Source organism: Mesorhizobium sp. M4B.F.Ca.ET.058.02.1.1 (assembly GCF_003952505.1).
Classification (GTDB): domain Bacteria; phylum Pseudomonadota; class Alphaproteobacteria; order Rhizobiales; family Rhizobiaceae; genus Mesorhizobium.
Window position 1 is genome coordinate 169735 of the sequence record NZ_CP034450.1, and the last position, 18801, is coordinate 188535.

17 protein-coding genes, 1 tRNA gene, 2 pseudogenes and 1 riboswitch are annotated in these 18801 nt (G+C 66.6%); of the genes and pseudogenes, 3 read left to right on the forward strand and 17 right to left on the reverse strand.

What is annotated here, in order from left to right; genetic code table 11:
* Window positions 1-49: 49 nt before the first annotated feature.
* Complete coding sequence (locus tag EJ073_RS00840) at window positions 50-955, forward strand: PhzF family phenazine biosynthesis protein (protein WP_126054000.1); 906 nt, start codon at window positions 50-52, stop codon at window positions 953-955.
* A 196-nt stretch (window positions 956-1151) separates the two neighbouring features.
* Window positions 1152-1227 (forward strand) — tRNA-Lys (locus EJ073_RS00845).
* A 71-nt stretch (window positions 1228-1298) separates the two neighbouring features.
* Here EJ073_RS00845 and EJ073_RS00850 read toward each other — a convergent pair.
* From EJ073_RS00850 to cbiE, 8 genes are read right to left on the reverse strand one after another with little or no spacing between them, the layout of a single operon-like run.
* A complete protein-coding gene (locus tag EJ073_RS00850) occupies window positions 1299-2039 on the reverse strand; it encodes a hypothetical protein (RefSeq protein ID WP_126054001.1) in 741 nt (246 codons plus the stop codon).
* Window positions 2040-2063: 24 nt separating this feature from the next.
* On the reverse strand, window positions 2064-3074 hold the full coding sequence (gene cobT / locus EJ073_RS00855) for a nicotinate-nucleotide--dimethylbenzimidazole phosphoribosyltransferase (protein ID WP_126054002.1): 1011 nt from the start codon (window positions 3072-3074) through the stop codon (window positions 2064-2066).
* A gap of 24 nt (window positions 3075-3098) precedes the next feature.
* Window positions 3099-3875, reverse strand: coding sequence for an adenosylcobinamide-GDP ribazoletransferase (locus EJ073_RS00860; protein ID WP_126054003.1), 777 nt, complete (start codon window positions 3873-3875; stop codon window positions 3099-3101).
* Window positions 3876-3878: 3 nt separating this feature from the next.
* A complete protein-coding gene (locus EJ073_RS00865; protein ID WP_126054004.1) occupies window positions 3879-5192 on the reverse strand; it encodes a cobyrinate a,c-diamide synthase in 1314 nt (437 codons plus the stop codon).
* Window positions 5189-6004: a uroporphyrinogen-III C-methyltransferase gene (cobA, locus tag EJ073_RS00870; RefSeq protein ID WP_126054005.1), complete on the reverse strand. Its 816-nt coding sequence runs from the start codon at window positions 6002-6004 to the stop codon at window positions 5189-5191. Before cobA ends, EJ073_RS00865 begins: the two co-directional genes overlap by 4 nt.
* Complete coding sequence (gene cobM / locus EJ073_RS00875; RefSeq protein WP_126054006.1) at window positions 6001-6765, reverse strand: precorrin-4 C(11)-methyltransferase; 765 nt, start codon at window positions 6763-6765, stop codon at window positions 6001-6003. The genes cobA and cobM overlap by 4 nt, the downstream gene beginning before the upstream one ends.
* On the reverse strand, window positions 6762-7148 hold the full coding sequence (locus tag EJ073_RS00880; protein WP_126054007.1) for a cobalamin biosynthesis protein: 387 nt from the start codon (window positions 7146-7148) through the stop codon (window positions 6762-6764). Before EJ073_RS00880 ends, cobM begins: the two co-directional genes overlap by 4 nt.
* On the reverse strand, window positions 7145-8386 hold the full coding sequence (cbiE, locus tag EJ073_RS00885) for a precorrin-6y C5,15-methyltransferase (decarboxylating) subunit CbiE (protein WP_126054008.1): 1242 nt from the start codon (window positions 8384-8386) through the stop codon (window positions 7145-7147). The genes EJ073_RS00880 and cbiE overlap by 4 nt, the downstream gene beginning before the upstream one ends.
* A 1-nt stretch (window position 8387) precedes the next feature.
* On the opposite strand from cbiE, the gene EJ073_RS00890 reads away from it, so the two are divergent.
* Complete coding sequence (locus EJ073_RS00890; protein WP_126054009.1) at window positions 8388-9155, forward strand: cobalt-precorrin-6A reductase; 768 nt, start codon at window positions 8388-8390, stop codon at window positions 9153-9155.
* Here EJ073_RS00890 and EJ073_RS00895 read toward each other — a convergent pair.
* From EJ073_RS00895 to EJ073_RS00930, 9 genes and pseudogenes are all read right to left on the reverse strand, one after another.
* On the reverse strand, window positions 9119-9883 hold the full coding sequence (locus EJ073_RS00895) for a precorrin-3B C(17)-methyltransferase (RefSeq protein ID WP_126054010.1): 765 nt from the start codon (window positions 9881-9883) through the stop codon (window positions 9119-9121). The genes EJ073_RS00890 and EJ073_RS00895 overlap by 37 nt on opposite strands.
* Window positions 9880-10629, reverse strand: coding sequence for a precorrin-2 C(20)-methyltransferase (locus EJ073_RS00900; protein WP_126054011.1), 750 nt, complete (start codon window positions 10627-10629; stop codon window positions 9880-9882). The genes EJ073_RS00895 and EJ073_RS00900 overlap by 4 nt, the downstream gene beginning before the upstream one ends.
* Window positions 10626-11258, reverse strand: a complete 633-nt coding sequence (locus EJ073_RS00905) for a precorrin-8X methylmutase (RefSeq protein ID WP_126054012.1) — start codon at window positions 11256-11258, stop codon at window positions 10626-10628. Before EJ073_RS00905 ends, EJ073_RS00900 begins: the two co-directional genes overlap by 4 nt.
* Window positions 11259-11260: 2 nt before the next feature.
* A pseudogene (gene cobG, locus EJ073_RS00910) lies at window positions 11261-12633 on the reverse strand (precorrin-3B synthase).
* Window positions 12630-15539, reverse strand: a complete 2910-nt coding sequence (locus tag EJ073_RS00915) for a cobaltochelatase subunit CobN (RefSeq protein WP_245455445.1) — start codon at window positions 15537-15539, stop codon at window positions 12630-12632. The pseudogene cobG and the gene EJ073_RS00915 overlap by 4 nt, the downstream one beginning before the upstream one ends.
* A gap of 196 nt (window positions 15540-15735) precedes the next feature.
* Window positions 15736-16296 (reverse strand): annotated as a pseudogene (locus EJ073_RS31925) (cobaltochelatase subunit CobN); the annotation flags it as partial.
* A 17-nt stretch (window positions 16297-16313) separates the two neighbouring features.
* Window positions 16314-17351, reverse strand: a complete 1038-nt coding sequence (gene cobW / locus EJ073_RS00920) for a cobalamin biosynthesis protein CobW (RefSeq protein WP_126054013.1) — start codon at window positions 17349-17351, stop codon at window positions 16314-16316.
* 2 nt (window positions 17352-17353) lie between these two features.
* Window positions 17354-17782 carry a DUF1636 family protein gene (locus EJ073_RS00925; protein ID WP_126054014.1) on the reverse strand — a complete coding sequence of 143 codons (429 nt, stop codon included), beginning with the start codon at window positions 17780-17782 and terminating at the stop codon, window positions 17354-17356.
* 36 nt (window positions 17783-17818) lie between these two features.
* Window positions 17819-18025, reverse strand: a riboswitch (cobalamin riboswitch).
* A gap of 60 nt (window positions 18026-18085) precedes the next feature.
* A complete protein-coding gene (locus EJ073_RS00930) occupies window positions 18086-18778 on the reverse strand; it encodes a DUF6348 family protein (protein ID WP_126054015.1) in 693 nt (230 codons plus the stop codon).
* Window positions 18779-18801: the final 23 nt, after the last annotated feature.

Genomic DNA, 18801 nt, shown 5'->3' on the forward strand with positions numbered 1-18801 from the left:
TGGTTCGAATTACAAATTAAATTTCGCCCATGTTGGGATTGAGGCAAGAATGAAAACCCGGGATTACTTGCTCTACGATGTCTTTACGACCGAGCGGCTGGCCGGCAACCCCGTGGCTGTCGTCCTGGACAGCAAGGGGCTGGACACGGCGGCTATGCAAGCCATCGCGCGCGAATTCAATCTTTCCGAAACGGTGTTCGTGCTGCCTCCCGACAACGCCAAGCACCGCGCCCGCATCCGCATCTTCACGCCCGACTATGAAATGCCGTTCGCCGGCCATCCGACCGTCGGTACGGCGATCGCGCTCGCCGATCTGGCTGGCGAGACCGCCGGCATCTTCGTTCTTGAAGAGAATATCGGCCCGGTACGCTGCGCGGTGAGCAAGCATGACAGCGCCACTTTCGCCGAGTTCGACCTGGCGAAGCTGCCGGAGCCGCTGGAGCTCTCCGCCGACGCGGAAGCGATCGGCGCCGCGCTTGGCCTTGGACCGCATGAGATCGGCTTTGAGAATCACCGCGTCTCGTTCTGGTCGGCCGGCGTGCCCTACGTGACCATTCCGGTCGCCGACCTGAAGGCGGCGGGCCAAATCCGGCTGGACAACCAGGCATGGTCGGAACTGGCGCCGCGCAAGAGCGAATGGGCTTTCGCCAGTCCCTATGTCTATTGCCGCGAGACGGTCAACCATGAGAGCGCCTTCCATGTGCGCATGATCGTGCCCGGCAGTCCCTCCTATGAGGACCCGGCGACCGGCTCGGCAGCGGCAGCCTTTGCCGGCGCCATCATGCATTTCGACGGCCCGACAGACGGTATTTCGCAGCTGTGGATCGAGCAGGGGCTGGAGATGGGCCGGCCGTCGCGAATCCGGCTCGAGCTCAATGTCGACGGCGGCAAACTGGCCGCCGCCCGCATCGGCGGCCATGCCATTAAGGTGGCGGAAGGCAGACTTTTTGTCTGATCGGTGCGGCTGCCCCATCCCGATAGAATCGGGATGGGGCTCCATCTTTTTTGTTTGAGCATGATCTCTTCCGAAAACCGGATTCCACTTTTCGGGATCATGCTTTAGCGATTTATCGGGAAATGATCCCGGCGGGGCTAGACATCCCCAAGATCGGCGGCTATATGCCCGCCAACGCTGGGTTTACCGGCCGTGTGGGTGTGTAGCTCAGTTGGTAGAGCAGCTGACTCTTAATCAGCGGGTCCACAGTTCGATCCTGTGCACACCCACCAAATCCTCTTCAGATCCTGCTGAAAAAACATCGGAAGCCGGCGCCCCGCCGCGTTCAGGGGGCTTTCGATTTTTACTGGATGGTTGGCCTGAGGTAGCTGAGAATCGCTCGCGTTATGGCCAGGACGCCGTCAACGGCATCGAAGTTTGTCTTGCTTTTGCCGACGATCCATTCGAATTCGGGGGCTTGTGGTAGCCGGAGCGCATTGCGTACGAGCCAGCCAGAAAGCGTGAAGAGGTCAAGTGATCTCGGTTCGCCGCCCGAGTAGTAAGGAAATTGCAGAAACAGCCTTATTGGGCCTCCGTATCCAAGCTTGAAGGTCATGCTGACTGCAACTCGGTGGCCAAATCTGTCTTCAAAAACACCACCAAAAGTAAGATCTCTAGCATCGTAGTTGTGCCATTGCCCCGCCAACCCTAGAGAGCCCCATCTGTTTTGAGTATGTTCCTTCAGTTCCTTGCGATTGGGAAATTTTGATTTTTCAGGATCAAAGCGCAGGGGCGGGTCGACGTTACCTGTCTCGTCTCTCCACTCCTCCGCAGCGCCTCGAAGATCTTCAAAGACCGGAGATATTCTAGGATCCATCGGCTCGCCCGAGCAGCGTGAAATCCGCCACTGAGAAATCACCTCGCACAGAGATTCGACCGTATGGCCCGATCGTTCGGCCCAATCCTCGGTGGCCAGCATCCACGGGGAGTTGTATTTCAGCGCGGCAAAGGCGCCGCGCTTGCTGTCGAAATCGCGAATAATCCGAGCCAGAGCGTCGCGTAGCCCATGTTTGGGATCACCAAAAATCTTTGAGGGTTCCTCCATCAGCGCACCCCAGCATCTAGGTCACTATTTGTCCGAAACCCCTGCCTCTGCGAAGCTCGCCATACGGGCGTGGCATTCCAGCGCCGAGCGCACGATGTTGACGGCAAGGCAGGCGCCGGAGCCTTCGCCGAGCCGCATGCCGAGGTCGAGCAGCGGCGGCAGGCCGAGCGCTTCGAGCAGGCGGCGGTGGCCGGATTCGGCCGAGACGTGGGCAGCGATGGTGTGGGCGAGGCCGGTCGGGTGCAGCCGCGCCAGCGGCGCCGCGGCAGCGGTGCAGACAAAACCGTCGAGCAGGACCGGCACATTGTTGCGGCGCGCGGCGAGCGTGGCGCCGAAGATGGCGGCGAGCTCGCGGCCGCCAAGGGCTGCGGCGATCTTCAGCGGGTCGGACAGCGCGTCGGCATGGCGCTTGAGGCCGGCTTCGATCGCGGTCACCTTGCGCTCCAGGCCGGCATCGTCGACGCCGGTGCCGCGCCCGGTCCATTTCTCGGCGCCGCCGCCGAACAGGGCGGCAGAAATCGCCGCCGCCGGCGTGGTGTTGCCGATGCCCATTTCGCCGAAGCAGACGAGGTCGATATCCTTGGTCACCGCGTCATGGCCGGCCGAGACGGCGGCGAGGAAGGCCTTCTCGTCCATCGCCGGCACTTCGGTGAAGTCGCCGGTCGGATGGTCGAGGTCGAGCGGGATGACGTCGAGCTCGGCGCCAGCGATGCGGGCGAGCTGGTTGATGGCGGCGCCGCCGCCGGCGAAATTCGCCACCATCTGTACGGTGACTTCCGACGGGAAGGCCGAGACGCCCTGCGCGGTGACGCCGTGATTGCCGGCAAAGACGAAGACCTTCACCTTGTCCAGCTTCGGCATGTCGCGGCCCTGCCAGCGCCCCAGCCAGGCGGCGATGGTTTCCAGCCGGCCGAGGCTGCCTTGCGGCTTGGTCAGCGTGTCCTGGCGGCGGGCGACGGCATTGGCCGCGGTGTCGCTGCCGGCCGGCAGATCGAGGCAGGCAGCGCGAAGTTCATCAAGCGATTTGAAAGACATGGGGGCAAAGTCTCCGAAAGAGAGTCAGGATAGGGATACGGAAGCGACGAGCAGGACTGCGATCTCGCCAAGTTGCTGAAGGGCGCCGATCGTGTCGCCGGTCTGGCCGTCGATCTGGTTGAGGCAAAGGGCGCGGAACGCGGCAAACAGCAGACCAAGCAGGACGATCGCGACTATGGCGCCGCCTGGCGCAAGCAGGAGGAGTGGTATCGCGCCGAGCACGGCGCCGGCTATTGCGGCCTCGGCCGAGACGCCGCCGGCGCCGGCCGAGAGGCCGTCGGACCGCGCCGGGGGCAAGAGATGCATGAAGGCGCCCAGCAATCCGCGCGAGGCGGCGTGCGCGGCAATGAGCGCCAGAAGGGCCTGTGTGGGGTCGGCGAATTCCGAAATCGCGCTCCAGCGGATCAGCAGCGACAGGGCCAGTGCCGACGCGCCATAGGCGCCGATGCGGCTGTCGCGCATGATCTCCAGTTTTCCACCGCGCGACTTGCCGCCGCCAAAGCCATCGGCGACATCGGACAACCCATCCTCGTGCAGGCAGCCGGTGGTGAGCAATGTTGCGGCAAGCGCAAGTGCTGCCGCCGGACCCATGGCAAGGCCGAACCGTTCCGCAGTGGCGTAGACGACCGCGCCGATCAGTCCGACGGCAAGCCCGGCGACCGGGGCGGCCCAGATCGCGGCGGCGAGGCTGCGCCCGCGAAAATCAAAGACGGGCAGCGGCAGCCTGGTGAAGAAGACCAGGCAAAGGGCGATATCATCGAGGACTTGCCGGAGCGAAAGGGGAAAGTTCTTGAGCTTCATGCCCTAGCCCCTCGCAATGGCATGGAAGAACGTCCCGCTGACATGGCCGCGCCGATAGCCGGAGGCGCCGAGCGGATTGCCCTGGCCGTCGGCAAGGTCGGCCAGCGGCTCGTCGTTGCCGGCAGCGAGCATCTGCGCATAGTGGAATTCATGGCCGCGGATCAGCGTGCCCTCGGCTCCGAGCGGGCAAGCGGCGCGCAGCCGCGCCTCGCGGTAGCCGAGGTTCATTTTGCGCTTGGCGAAGCTGGTCGAATGGCCGAGCAGGCCAAGCATCGGATGCGTGTCGCCTGCCGCGTCCTCAAGAGTCTCGCCCAGCACCATGAAGCCACCGCACTCGCCGTGGATCGGCTTGGTCGCGGCGAAGCGCGCCATTGCGGCCCGGAAGTTGGTGGCGGCGGCCAGCCTGCCGGCATGAAGCTCGGGATAGCCGCCGGGCAGCCAGCAGACATCGCAGCTGTCGTGGGGCGCTTCGTCGGCGAGCGGCGAGAAGGGGACGATCTCGGCGCCGGCCTTGTGCCAGTGGGCGGCGACGTGCGGGTAGACGAAGGTGAAGGCGGCGTCCTCCGCCAGCGCAATGCGCTGTCCAGGTGGCGGCAGCGCGTCGCCGAAATCGCCAGCCGCGGGCACCAGCGGCGTGGCCAGCGCCATGATGGCGTCGAGATCGAGCGACTTCTCGGCCATGTCGGCCAGCCGGTCGAGATGCGCCATCAGGTTCTGGTATTCGCCGGCCTGGACGAGGCCGAGATGGCGCTCCGGCAGGTTGAGCGTGGGATCGCGCAGGATGGCGCCGACGACCGGCAGGCCGATCGCCTCGATGGCATCGCCGGACAGCCGCCGGTGGCGCTCGCTGCCGAGCCGGTTAAGGACGACGCCGGCCATGCGCACGCCCGCGTCGTAGGTTGCAAAACCCTTGGCAACGGCGGCCGCCGTGGTCGACTGGCCGGACACATCGAGCACGAGCAGCACCGGCAGGCCGTAGAGCCGCGCAAGGTCGGCGGCCGAACCCGTGCGGCCTTCTGGGGCGGGAATGCCGTCGAACAGGCCCATGGCGCTTTCGAGGACGACGAAGTCGGCATCGTCAGCCGCTTGCCCGGCCAGCGCATTGAGCAGGGAAGGCGGCATTGCCCAGCTGTCGAGGTTGACGCCGGAGAGGCCGGTGGCGGCGGTGTGGAAGCCCGGATCGATGTAATCGGGCCCGGATTTGGCGCCACGCACCTTCAAGCCGCGCCTGGCGAGCGCGCGCAGGATGCCGATGGTGACGCTGGTCTTGCCCGAACCGGAGCGCGGCGCGCCGATGATGATGGCGCGTGCCGTCATGTCTCGCCCGCCAGTGCCGCGCGCATGGCGACGATACCGCCGACGACGATCAGCGCCGGCGAAGCCAGGCCGGCGGCCGCGGCCTCTTCGGCAATGGTGGCGAGCGTGGCGACAACGGCCCGCTCCTGCGGCGTGGTCGCGGAAACGATCACCGCGGCCGGCGTCGACGGCGCCAGCCCGCCTTCCAATAATGAAGCGGCGATCTGAGGCAGATTGGCCATTCCCATATAGACGACCACCGGCTGGCCGGTGCGGGCAATCGCGGCCCAGTCGAGATCGTCATCGGTGCCGGCGGCATGGCCGGTGGCCAGGATGACCGCCTTGTTGATGCCGCGCATGGTGGCGGGAATGCCGGTGGCGGCGAGCGCGCTCAGGCCCGAGGTCAGGCCGGACAACACACGAAACGGAATAGCTTCGCGCGCCAGCGCCAGCGCCTCTTCGCCGCCGCGCCCGAAGATATAGGGGTCACCGCCCTTGAGACGGACGACGCGACGTCCCTCGCGCGCCAGCCGCACCAGCAAAGCTGTGATATCGTCCTGCTTCATCGACGGCTGGCCACCGCGTTTACCGGCATAGAAAAGCTCCGCGCTTGCGGCGACCGCGACGACATCGGGCGAGACCAGCGCATCGTAGACCAGCGCGTCGCATTGGCCGAGAGCGGCCAGCACTTCGAGCGTCAGGCAGCCGGGATCGCCGGGGCCCGCGCCGGCCAGCCAAACGTGGCCGGGTTCCAGCTCTCGCGGCTTGAACTTCAGCCGCGCCAGCGCCTGCTCCACCGTGGCATGTCCGTTTCTGTTGGTGCTGCCGTTCACAATCCGTCCCGTCCGCGAAAACGCCGCTGGTAGTGGGCGTCGTAAAGTGAGCTTTCGCCGAAATCCTGGGCGCCGAGCGCGCTGCCGATGAAGATGATCGCCGTGCGCTCAATCGGGTTTTCCGCCAGCTTCGCCTCGATGGTGGCCAGCGTGCCGGTCAACAGACGCTCGTCCGGCCAGGAGGCACGAAAGACAACCGCCACCGGGCAGTCGGCGCCGTAAAGCGGCGTCAGCTCGGCGACGACACGGTCGATGGCGTGGATGGCGAGATGGATGGCAAGCGTCGCGCCGGTGCGGCCGAAGCCGGCCAGCGTCTCGCCGGGCGGCATCTTCGAGGCACGGCCGGAGACACGGGTCAGCACCAGGCTTTGCGCGAGTTCGGGAATGGTGAGCTCGCGGCGAAGGGCCGCCGCCGCGGCGGCGAAGGAAGGCACGCCCGGCGTCAGCGTGTAGGGGATGTTGTGCTTTTCCAGCCGGCGGATCTGCTCGGCCACCGCGCTCCACACCGACAGGTCACCGGAATGCAGGCGCGCGACATCCATGCCGGCGGTGTGGGCGGCAACGTATTCGGCCTCGATCTCGTCGAGCGACATCGGCGCCGTGTCGATCAGTTTGGTGCCGGGCGCGCAATGTTCGAGCAGTTCGGGCGCAACGATCGAGCCGGCATAGAGGCAGACCGGGCAACTCGCCAGCAGTCGGCTGCCGCGCAGAGTGATGAGGTCGGCCGCACCGGGGCCGGCGCCGATGAAATGAATGGTCATGCGGCATCTCCGGCAAGTGCGATGGCGCAGGTGACAGGACCGAGCACCGTGCGCGGCCCGAGCAGTTTCGCGCCCTTTCCGGCCGCGGCAAGCGCGGAGGCTTCCGAAACCGACGGCGAGCCGGCCTTCGACTGCGAGAGAACGGAGTGGCTGAGCACGCCGGACGATGCGGCTTGCATCGCATCGTTCGAGACGACGATCACAGGCAAAGCGAGGTCGCTGCCGGCGAGGAAGATCGCTTCCTCATCGCGTTTGATTTCACCGGTCGCCAGGGCGGAAAGCGCCGTCACTGCCAATCCATGCGCTTCCAAGGCGGTCTCGACGGCGGCGCGCACGTCGCTCGCTGTCACGCCTTTCCGGCTGCCGATGCCCGCGACCATCATGGCTTCACCCAGCTCCATTGGGTGACCGGCATGGCCGGCCGCCAGGCCTGCATCGAGCCGACGGGCGAGGCTCGCGAGATGGCGATGCGGGTGAGATCGCCGCCGCGCTTGGTGTGTTGGTCGAGAAGCAGCGTCTCCATCTCCAGCGTCACCGCGTTGGCGACAAGCCGGCCGCCGGGGCGCAGTGCCTTGATCGCCTTCTCCAGCACGCCGGCGTCGCTGCCGCCGCCGCCGATAAAGATGGCGTCGGGCGTTTCCAGCTTGGCGAAAGCCCTGGGCGCCGGGCCCTCGATCACGACAAGACCGGGCACGCCGCAATGCGAGGCGTTACGGCGGATGCGGGCAGCGCGCTCCTTGTCGGCCTCGATGGCGATGGCGCGCAGCGAGGGGTGAGCGAGCATCCATTCGATGCCGACCGAGCCCGAGCCCGCGCCGACATCCCACAGCAGCTCGCCGCGTCGGGGCCCGAGTGCCGACAGCGTCATGGCGCGGACCTCGCGCTTGGTGATCTGGCCGTCATGCTCGAACAGGTGGTCGGCAAGGCCCGACGTCAGCGGCAGGATGCGGGCATCCGGCGTCGATTCAACTTCCAGCGCCAGTACGTTGAGCGGACTGATGTTCTTGAGATCGAAGCCGTCGGCGCGTGCGCTTCGGCGTGCTTCATCCGGTCCGCCGAGCGCTTCAAGGACCGTCAACCGCGAGGGACCGAAGCCGAGTTCGTCGAGCAGCCCGGCGATCGCTGCCGGCGCATCGCCGTCGGATGTCAGCGCAAGGATGCGCGCGCCAGGGTGGAGGAGGGGGCGGATAAGGTCGATCGCGTGGCCGTGGAGCGAGATCGCCTCGACATCCTGCAGCGCCCAGCCCAGCCGGGATGCCGCTAACGAAAGCGATGAAGGCGCCGGCAGCACCCGCATTTGCTTGGGTTTCACCTTGCGCGCCAGCGTGACACCGACGCCGTGGAAGAACGGGTCGCCGGAAGCGAGCACGCAGACATTCTTCCCGGCCAGCGCCAGCACGTCGCGCATCTCGGCGTCGAACGGCGTCGGCCATTGGCGGGCCTCGCCCCTGGCCAGGGCTGCGACGAGCGCGAGGTGTCGCTTGCCGCCGAAGATGAATTCGGCTTGCGCTAGGTGCTGCTTGGCCTCGTCGCCGAGACCCGCTACACCGTCCTCGCCGATGCCGACGACCGTTAGCCATTTTGGCGTGAGCTTGGCGCCGCGCGGACCCTTAGCAGGCATGATGACCCACCGCATCCTGATCCTTGGCGGCACCACCGAAGCCCGGCAACTGGCGGGAAAGCTCGCCGCGCGCGCCGATCTCTCGGTCACGCTTTCGCTGGCCGGCCGCACCGAAAGCCCTGTCGCGCAAGGCGTGCCGGTGCGAAGCGGCGGCTTCGGTGGCGCGGAGGGACTGGCGACCTATCTCGACCAGGAAAAGGTCGAGCTGCTGATCGATGCCACACATCCCTATGCGGCGCGCATCTCCGCGAATGCCGCCGAAGCGGCCAGGCAGGCCGGCGTGCCGATCCTCGCCTTGCGCCGTCCGGGCTGGGAGCCCGTGGCCGGTGACCGCTGGACGCTGGTCGACAGCGCGGCCGAGGCGGCGAGGGCGCTCGGCACGGCGCCGCGCCGCGCCTTCCTGGCGATCGGCAGACAGGAGGCCAGCGCTTTCGAGGCGGCACCGCAGCACCGTTATCTCATTCGCAGCGTCGACCCCGTCGAGCCTAAACTGGGTGTGCCCGACGCGATCTATCTGCTGGCGCGCGGGCCGTTTCCGGAAGCGGAGGAACGCGCGCTGCTCGAAAAGCACGGCATTGATGCCGTCGTGTCCAAGAACAGCGGCGGCGGGGCGACCTACGGCAAGATCGCCGCGGCGCGCGCCTTCGGCATCGAAGTGGTCATGGTCCGTCGGCCGCCCGTGCCGGACGTTCCGTCGGCCGAGACCGTCGATCAGATGGCCGCCAAGGTCGATCATCTTTTCGCGCCCGTTGCCGAGCGTGGCGTGTAGACCAGCGACGGCTTGTCGCCACGCCGGATGATCCTCGTTTCCGGCGAGCCGATGATGATGCAGGTGGCCATGTCGGCCTTTTCCGCATCGGCATCCGCAAGCAGATGCACGTCGATACGTTCGTCCGGCCGGCCGGCGGCGCGGCCGAAGATGACCGGCGTGGTGCCGGGCAGGATCGCTTTCAGGCATTCGAAGGCGCGGCCGAGCTGCCAGGGGCGCGCCTTGCTGATCGGGTTGTAAAGCGCAATGACGAAGCCGGCGCCGGCGGCAGCCAGCAAGCGCAGCTCGATCAACTCCCATGGCTTCAGATTGTCGGAGAGCGAGATGGCGCAGAAATCGTGGCCGAGCGGTGCGCCGATGCGGGCGGCGACCGCAAGCATGGCGGTGACGCCGGGAACGACCGCAAGGTCGACCGCGCGCCATTCCGTCGGGCCGGCCTCGATCGCTTCGCAGACCGCTGCCGCCATGGCGAACACGCCGGGGTCGCCGCCGGACACGACAGCAACGTTATGGCCCTCGGCGGCCTTGGCCAGAGCTTCGTTGGAGCGGGCAAGCTCCTCGCGGTTGTCGGATGCGATGCGGGTCTGGTCCGCTCTCAACTCCAGCCGGTCGAGATAGGGCTTGTAGCCATAGAAGAAGGAAGCCTCCGCCACGGCGCGTCTTGCCTCCGGCGTAACCTGGTCGGCATTGCCGGGGCCGAGACCGATGACGGTGAGACGGCCGCTCATGCCTTTGCTCCGGGGCGGGCGGACCAGCCGGCGACCAGCACGATGGCGAAGTAGGGCGCCTTGTCGTCCGGCTTGTCGGCTAGCCGCATCGAGACGCTGCCCGGCATGGAGCCGCGCTCGACATAGACGGCTTTCGCAAGCTTGCCCGTCGCCTGCAGCGCGCGCCGGATCTTGGGCAGGTTGCGGCCGACCTTCATGATCACCGCTGCGTCGGTGTCGGCCAGCCGCCGCGTCAGCTCGAACTCGCTCATCGTGCCCGGCAGGACAGTCAGTACGTCGTCGCCCTGGACGATAGGCAGGCCGGTCGCCGACCAGCAGCCGGACATGGCGGTGACGCCGGGGATGACCTCGGTCGGGAAGCGATGCGCGAGGCGAACGTGCAGGTGCATGTAGGAGCCGTAGAACAGCGGGTCGCCTTCCGACAGCACCGCCACCATCCTGCCGGCGGCAAGATGTTCCGCGACCGCCTCCGCCGACTGCGCGTAGAAATCGGCGATCTGCGAGCGGTAGTCGTCGTGATCCTTGTCGATCTCGGTCGTCACCGGATAGAGCAGCGGCAGCTCGATCATGTCCGGCCGGAAGCGGGCCTCGACGATGGCGCGCGCATTGCTGTTGTTGCCGCGCTTGGCGAAATAGGCGACGACGTCGGCCTCTGCCAATGCCCGCGCAGCCTTGAGCGTCAGTAGCTCGGGATCGCCGGGACCGGTGCCGACGCCGACGAGGCGGCCTTTTACAATCGCGTTCACAGGCCGGGCCTCGCCAATGCGTTGAGGGCAGCGGCGGTCATGGCGCTGCCGCCCAGCCTGCCGCGCACGATGGCGTAAGGCACGCCATAGGAATTCTCGGCCAGCGCGTCCTTCGATTCGGCGGCCCCGACGAAGCCGACCGGCATGCCGATGATCGCCGCCGGCTTCGGCTCGCCGTCGCGCAGTTTTTCCAGCAGATAGAAGAGCGCCGTTGGCGCGTTGCCGATGGCGACGACCGAGCCGGCGATGCGCTCGCCCCAGAGGTCGATTGCCGCGGCCGAGCGGGTGTTGCCGATTTCTTTCGCGATCTCATGCGTACGCGGATCGCGCAGCGTGCAGATCACCTCGTTGCCGGCCGGCAGGCGAGCGCGGGTCACGCCATGCGAAACCATCTCGGCGTCGCAGAAGATCGGCGCGCCTGCGGCAAGCGCCGCGCGCGCCGCATCCACGAAACCGCTGGAGAAGACGAAATGGCTGGCGGCCTCGACCTGGCCGCAGGCATGGATCATGCGGATCGCAACATCGGCCTCGGCGTCCGAGAAGCGCGACAGGTCGGCCTCGGCGCGGATGATGGCGAAGGAGCGCTCATAGATCGCCGTGCCGTCGTGGATGTAGTCGTAGGCCGCCATGCTCATTCCTGTCGGTAGATTTCGGCGATGCCGGCCGCGCCAAGCCTTGTGAGGCAAGCCGCGGCGGTTTCGCCTCGATGTCGTTGCGCGCGGATCGCTGCAAGGATGCCGCCTATGCCGCGCGCGGCGTCATAGCCCGGCCTGTATCCGGCAGGAAGAGCCTTTGCCGTCCCGCCAACGACAAGTCCGGCTCCGTTTTCGTCGCCGACCAGTGTGAGGGCGGCCAAGCCGGGATGCGCGCAGCCTTTGGCGCAGCCGGAAACGTGCAGGCTGAGCGAGGCGTCGAGGAGGTCGCTGTTTTGCGCCGCGATGGTTTCGGCGATGGCTCGGGTGGCGATGCGGCCGGAGGCGCAGGCCGGTGTGCCGGGGCAGGCAGCGATGCGGGTTCGCGGATCGGCGGCGTCGGTGACGAAGCCGAGGGCGGCGGCGGAGGTTTGCAGCGAGGTGCCGGCGGATGGGGCGAGGCCAAGGAAGAGCATGGCGCGGCCGGGGGACAGGCGGATCTCGGTCACGCCGAGATCCGAGGCTTGGCCGGCGAGATCGATGAGATTCCGTGCCGGCATGCTGCCGAAGGGTAGGCCGATGCCGAGGGCTTGGCCATTCGCGAGATCAAAGATGCCGATGGGGGAGCGGGCTGGCGCAGGATGGCGCTCTACGGCGCCCCCTCTGTCCTGCCGGACATGTCCGGCAGGACAGAGGGGGGCGCGAAGGAATGCCAGCCTGCGAGAGAGGCCAGCTGTCGCTCCGACAAATCCCGCGCATGCGCCTCGCGACCCCTTTCGGCGACCATCCGGAGAGCAGCCACCGTGATATCCCGGGCCAAATCTGCTTCGACCACCGCAAGGGGCGTCGCGCTTCCGCCATCACCGGAAACCGATACCCTCCAAAGAATTTCGTCCTCAGCCTGTACCGCGCTTAGCCGTATGTCGGCCGTCACCGCGTCCATCGTCAGTTGCCCACCGCCGTCGATCACCACCGAAACCTTCGGTCCCAGCCGTGGCGTCAGCCCGGCCTCTTCAACGGCCGCCCTGATCCGCTCGGCGAGCGGGCGCGGATCGGCAACCTCCTGTGGGTCAATACCCGCCAGTGGCCCGGTCTCGACCGGCACGCCCGTGCGCACGGCAATCCCCAGCGCATCCACTTCGGCGGCCAGCAGGCGCGCGCTTTCCGCCGTCAGGCCACGGATCTGCAAACTGCCGCGCGCGGTCACCTCCATGATACCGTTGCCGTGGCGCAAGGCGGATTCGCCGAGTCCGATCAAAAGCTTCGGTGGCATTCCTCCAGCGACCGGGTTGAGCCGCACCAGCAGTCCGTCGCCGGTCTGCATCGGCGTGCTGAGGGCAGGGCAGGCGCCACGGCGGGAGAAGGCGTTCATGCCGCCACCCGCTGGGCTTCGGCGATCAGCGCGGCGAGATCGTCATCGATGGAGTTCCGCAAGGGGTGCCACAGGCCGCGCCGCCGCGCGGAGAGGAAGCGTTCCGCGATCACCTTCGCGGCGGCCGGGTTCTCGCGCAGGATGAAGGCGCGAACGTCCGCGTCGCCGAGATAGGCATCGTGCACCGCCTCGATCAGCGCGCCCGATATGGCATGCGTGGTCTCGGCAAAGCCGACGAGGCGGTCGACGGTCTCGGCGAACTCCGAGGCGCCGCGCGGACCATGGCGCATCTGGCCGGCGATGAAACGCGGATTGACGGCGCGGGCGCGGACCACTCTGGCCACAGCTTCGCCCACCGAGCGCGGCTTCGGTTTCTGCGGGTCAGTGGTGTCGAGCACGATGAGGTCAGCATTCCTGCCGAGCGCGGCGAGGGCGGCCGAGAACCCGCCGATGAAGGCGACGTCAGCCGAACCCTCGAGGATGTCGCGGCCGGGGTCGTCGCCGGTGTGGACTAGCAGGTCGGCCTCGGCGATGCGGCCCTCGAAGGCGCCAGGCGCGGAAATCGCTTCGCCGTCAGCGCCGCCATAGGCATGCGAGGTGGCGTCGAGATAGGCACGGCCAATTTCCTCGCGCGCGGTCCAATCGCCGCGCGATAATAGATCCTCGACGCCGGCGCCGTAGGTGCCGGGCGAGGTGCCGAAAATGCGCGGGCCGACCTTGCCCTCGGCGCGCGTCGCCGCGGCAAGCGGATTCTCGGCATCGTCCTCGTCGCGGCTCGAAACCGCGCTGGCGGCGGCATCGATCAGCGCGATCTGGGTCGGGAACATGTCGCGGAACAGGCCGGAAATGCGCCAGGTGACGTCGACGCGCGGCCGGCCAAGGGCTGCCGGTGGCAGCACCTCAATGCCGGTGACGCGGCCGGTGGCGCCATCCCATTGCGGCCGGCAGCCCATCAGCGCCAGGCCTTGAGCGATCTCCTCGCCGCCCGTGCGCAGCGAGGCCGAGCCCCAGAGGTCGATGACCAGCGTGCGCGGCCAGTCGCCATGCGACTGCATGTAGCTGCGCACGACTTCTTCCGCCGCTGCGTGGCCAAGGTCATAGGCGGTCGGCGTCGGCATAGTGCGGGGATCGGCGGTGAACAGGTTGCGGCCGGTCGGCAGCACGTCGGAGCGTCCGCGCGCAGGCGCGCCGGCCGGCCCGGCCTTGGTGTGGCGGCCGTCCAGCGCGGCTAGCAGGGCTGTCTTTTCCGCCTCTGCGCTTTGCCTACGCAGCGGATCAGCCTCGCCCTCGGGCGCGCGGCCGTAGACGTGCAGTCCGTCCTTGACGGCGAAATCCTTGAGGTCACAGAGCCAGGCGTCGATGCGGCGCAGCGCTTCGTCCGGCGCGTCGGTTCTGGCAACGCCAGCTTCGGAGGCAAGCCCGGTTTTTCGCGCGGTCTCGACGATCAGCCTGGCCAGGCGGTCGCGGCGGCGACGGTCGAGCCCGTCGGCCTGCGCATATTCGTCGACCAGCCGCTCGAGGCGCTGCTGGTTCTCATCGAGGCCCGCACCAGTCAGCGGCGGCGGCAGGTGGCCGAGCGTGACGGCGGCGATACGGCGCTTGGCCTGCGCCGCTTCGCCGGGATTGGAGACGATGAAGGGGTAGATGACGGGCAGCGCGCCGGTGACGATCTCGGGAAAGCAGGTGCCGGAGAGCGCGACGGTCTTGCCCGGCAGCCATTCCAGCGTGCCGTGCGCGCCGACATGGATGAGGGCGTGGACCCCGAGCGATTTTTGCAGCCAGAGGCCGAAGGCGATCAGGTCGTGGCGCGGGGGCAAAGTGGGGTCATGGTAGTCGGCGCGGCGGTCGACTGAGCGGCCACGATCGGGGGCGAGTGCCACGGTGAGGTTACCGAAGGTTGCGGCGCGGAAGGGGAAGTGCTGTCTGCATGATGAAGGTTGGCGTTCTGTCGCGCCCCCCTCTGCCCTGCCGGACATCTCCCCCACTTGGGGGGAGATCATGCCGTCACCGCCACCTTCGCTAATCGCCGCCGTTGCAAGAGGAGAGCCGATGCCAGAACTGCCAATTTCCCCCTTAGTGGGGGAGATGTCCGGCAGGACAGAGGGGGGCGCCTCGCGCGAACCTGTCTCGTCTGATTTTCCCCAGGCAGCTTCGACGGCAGTCATTGCCTCAGTGGGCAACTCTTTCGACAAGTCTAGATAGTTCGTCAGCCCTAGCCCGCCACCACCCACCTCCAGCGCATCCAGCAACGCGCGCGGCGATTGCGGAATCGCGTCAACCGCATAGCCCTGTTCCTTCAGGTCGTGCAGCATCGCGAGCACGCTCGACGGCACGTCGAGGCCGACGGCATAGCCGGTACGGCCGGGCGCGCTCGGATAATCCGGTATCAGGATCGCCAGCTTGCGCTCGGCCCGCTCGGTCCGCCGCAAGCGAATGAACGCCGCGATGCGCTTGGCGACCTGCGCGACGCGATCGATCTCCGGCCGGTTGGCGAAGGCGCGGAAAGCTAGCGCCGGGTCGGTTTCGCTCTCGCCCTTGAACGAAATCGCGCCGGCCAGGATGCGGCCGTCGAGTTCCGGCAGCACGACATGCATGGCAAGGTCGGCGGGAGCCAGGCCGCGCTGGTTTTTCTCCCAGACCTGGCGGCGCGTGGTCGCGACGATGACCTGGAAGACCGGCACGCCGGCACGGTCGAACAGCGTCTCCGCGCCGGGCTCGGCGCCGGAGGCGAATGCGGTGGCGGTGACGATGGCGGCCGGGTTCAGTGAGGCGAGGGCGTTCTCGACGAAGGCCAGAGACGCCTGATCCTTGAGACTCGAAACGAAGATCGGCACCGGCGCGATGCCTTGCGCGTGCAGTGCGTCGACCAGCGCATCGATCGGCGCGACATCGGCGGCGAGCAGCATCGAGCGGTAGAAGAGGATGGGGACGATGGGAGCGCCGTCTCCCTCCCCTCGAGGGAGGGTGGCCCGCAGGGCCGGGAGGGGTCGGGACGACTGGGCTTAACGTCTCTTCCTGCGGTCGTTCTTCAGGGTGTCGGCGCGTGTCGCGGAGGACCCCACCCCCGGCCTGCGGCCGGACCCTCCCCTCAAGGGGGAGGGGGACGACGCCGTGGCCCGGCTGATAATACCCTGCCTTCGGCACTCTAACCGGCTCGGCCACCGCCGTGTCTGACCCAGCCAGCCGCGCCAGCCTCTTCACCAGCGCTGTCATATTGGCCGGGCCGCCTTCGCGGAAATAGCCGAGCAGGGCGTCCAGTTCGGCGCGTGGCAGGGTCGAGCCCTCGATCAGCCGGAGGTCCTCGTCGTGGCTTTCGCCGGGCAGCAGCGCCAGCTTGATGCCGCGTTCGCGCGCGACCGCGGCGAGCTGGTCGCAGCCGTAGCGCCACCAGTCATAGCCGCCGAGGATGCGGACCAGGATGACCTTGGCATGGCGGGCGACGCTGTCGATCCAGAGGTCGACCGACATCGGATGGCGGAGATCGCGCAACGCGGCGAGCCGCATTGAGGGCAATCGTTCCGCGTCGGCCTTCCATGCAGCCGCGAGCCCCGAGAGATCGCTGTCGGTGAAGGACAGCGCCACGACATCCGCAGGCGTCTGCCTGAGATCGACAGGCTCGGCGAGATCGTCGAGCGAGGCGGATGTGGTGGTGAGGATGTGCATGGCGGTTCGGGTTTGCCTCAGCCGGCGAGGATACGCTCGATCGCCGGGCGGTTCAGCCCCTTCAGGCCGATGACGACGAGGCGCGAGCGACGGTCGTCTTCGGCGGTCCAGGCGCGGTCGTAGTAGTGGTTGACGCGCGGCCCGACGGCCTGCAGCAAAAGCCGCATCGGCTTGCCGCCGACCTCGACGAAACCTTTTACGCGCAGCACGTTTTCCTCTTCGGCGGCGGCGGCGACGCGTTTTGCGAGCTCGTCCGGATTGGCGATCGATGGAATGTCGACAATGAAAGTGTCGAAGTCGTCATGTTCGTGGTCGAATGCGCCGTCATGATGGGATTTGCGATTCTCGATGTCGTCCTCGACGGCAAGACCAAGCCCCAGCAGCAGGGAAGGATCGACCTTGCCGTGCGACGTCGGCACGATCTTCACGGCGCGGGCGGAGTGTTCGTTGATGATGGCGTTGGCGCGGGCCGAACCGGCGGCGTCCATCAGGTCGCTCTTCGACAGGATGATCAGGTCGGCGCAGGCGACCTGATCTTCGAACACTTCCTCGACCGGATCGTCGTGGTCGAGCGTCTCGTCTTGCGCGCGCTGCGCCTGCAGGGCGTCCATGTCGTTGGCGACGCGGCCTTCGGCCAGTGCCGGGCCATCGACCACGGCGATGACGCCATCGACGGTCACGCGGCTCTTCACGCTCGGCCACTGGAAGGCCTGGACCAGCGGCTTGGGCAGAGCGAGGCCGGAGGTTTCAATCAGGATGTGGTCGACCTTCGGCGTCAGCGACAGGATCTGGTCGAGCGCCGGCACGAAATCGTCGGCGACGGTGCAGCAGATGCAGCCATTGGCCAGTTCGACGATGTTCTCCTCCGGACAGGTGTCAATGCCGCAGCCCTTCAGGATCTCGCCGTCAATGCCGATATCGCCAAACTCGTTCACAATGATCGCAATACGCTTGCCGCCGGCGTTTTCCAGGAGGTGGCGGACCAGTGTCGTCTTGCCGGCGCCGAGGAAGCCGGTGACGACGGTGCAGGGAACACGTGAGACGGAAGCGGTCATGGTCAGTCCTTCAGCAGATCGAGGGGAGGGATGCGGGCAACAAGGCCGCGCTTCAGGGAATCGGGCCGGCCGCGCCACGGGATGAGGCCGTCGGTCGAGGTGGCGAAGAGCTTGGCGCAGGTGACGAGGTCGGTGCCACGGGTCGCATCCAGATCGCCGAAGACGTAGCTCCAGCAGCCATCGCGCAGAAGTGCCGCGCTCAGTCGGCGCTTACAATTGCCGAGGCATTCGACGGTGCGGATGTTGATCTTTTCGCCGGAAGCCGCCCGGCGCGTGTCCTCGGCGAGCAGCGCGCCGGCGCGCGGATGGGCATCGGAACCGGTCTCGTCGCGGCAGGACGAGCAGACGATGACGGTCACGCCGGCCGGACCATCGTCGTCGCCGGACGGTAAGTCCGCTCTATCAGCCGGAAAACTGCTGTCGCGCTCCAAATCAGGCTCCTTGCCCGGAAACCCGCCGGGCGATCGGATTCTTTTCTCGCAGACGGCAGGTCTCCTGGCTCGCGGGTCATCGCCTTGGTTAGCCGCCTTCCCGGGGAACATCCCAGTGGCTTTCGGCCTTGGCTCTTCGCTTACAGTTGCGGGGACAGCCGCGGATTTGGGCATTTTTCCCGCACCGCATTCCCTCTTGGCTCCTCCTTTTGCCGGGAGGAGACCGTCTGGCCATGGATTTAGGCTTCTGCGGGCAGATGTGTCAACGCGCGGCTACGACATGGCTATGTCGGTCAGAGGCTGTCATGTGCCGCCAATCGGCAGGGCCAGGATAACTTGCCGGACTGCTTGATAACCATCGCCGTGGTCCCAGTCATGGCTGAGGGCTAGGTCCTGTCCTTCTTGCCAAACCTTATTATCCAGAAGGACCTCGGTGCAAATAAGCTCGCCTTTCAAGGCTGCAAAAAAGGTGCGTACAAAGTGACTGCCAGGGGAAACGGAAGCTATGAACAGCTTTTCCAGCTTGGCGTAGAACGTTGGATAACCCCGGTTCAGCGAATTAAGCTCGGTGGTGGCCTGGGAAATAACCGGTCCACCATAGATTTTCCAGCGAACATTTTTTTGCCAGATCTTCCAACAGGGACTGCTTTGCTGCCAAACCTCTACTTCGGCCTGCATGTTGTCGCAGACATGATCAGCCAGTCCCTCGATCGCCACGTGGAAAACGCCACGAAGAAATTTTTCAAACGCCTGATTTAATTCTTGTTCTCGCGTGTCACCGAAGCCAGCAAAGGATTCAATGACCGGCTGAACATCAAGCAGTGGGGAAAAAATGTAGATTTCGAGGACCAGCCGGCCAGCTTCCGCCTCGAATACCTCAGCCTCAAACCGAAGTTGCCTCGACTGTAGCAGAACGTCCTGATCTCTACGCACTGCATCGATCCCATGCGCAATCAATGCGCCATGGATCATGTCGAGCACTTTGTCCGATGCCATTGCACAACCTACGAGGTTTGTTG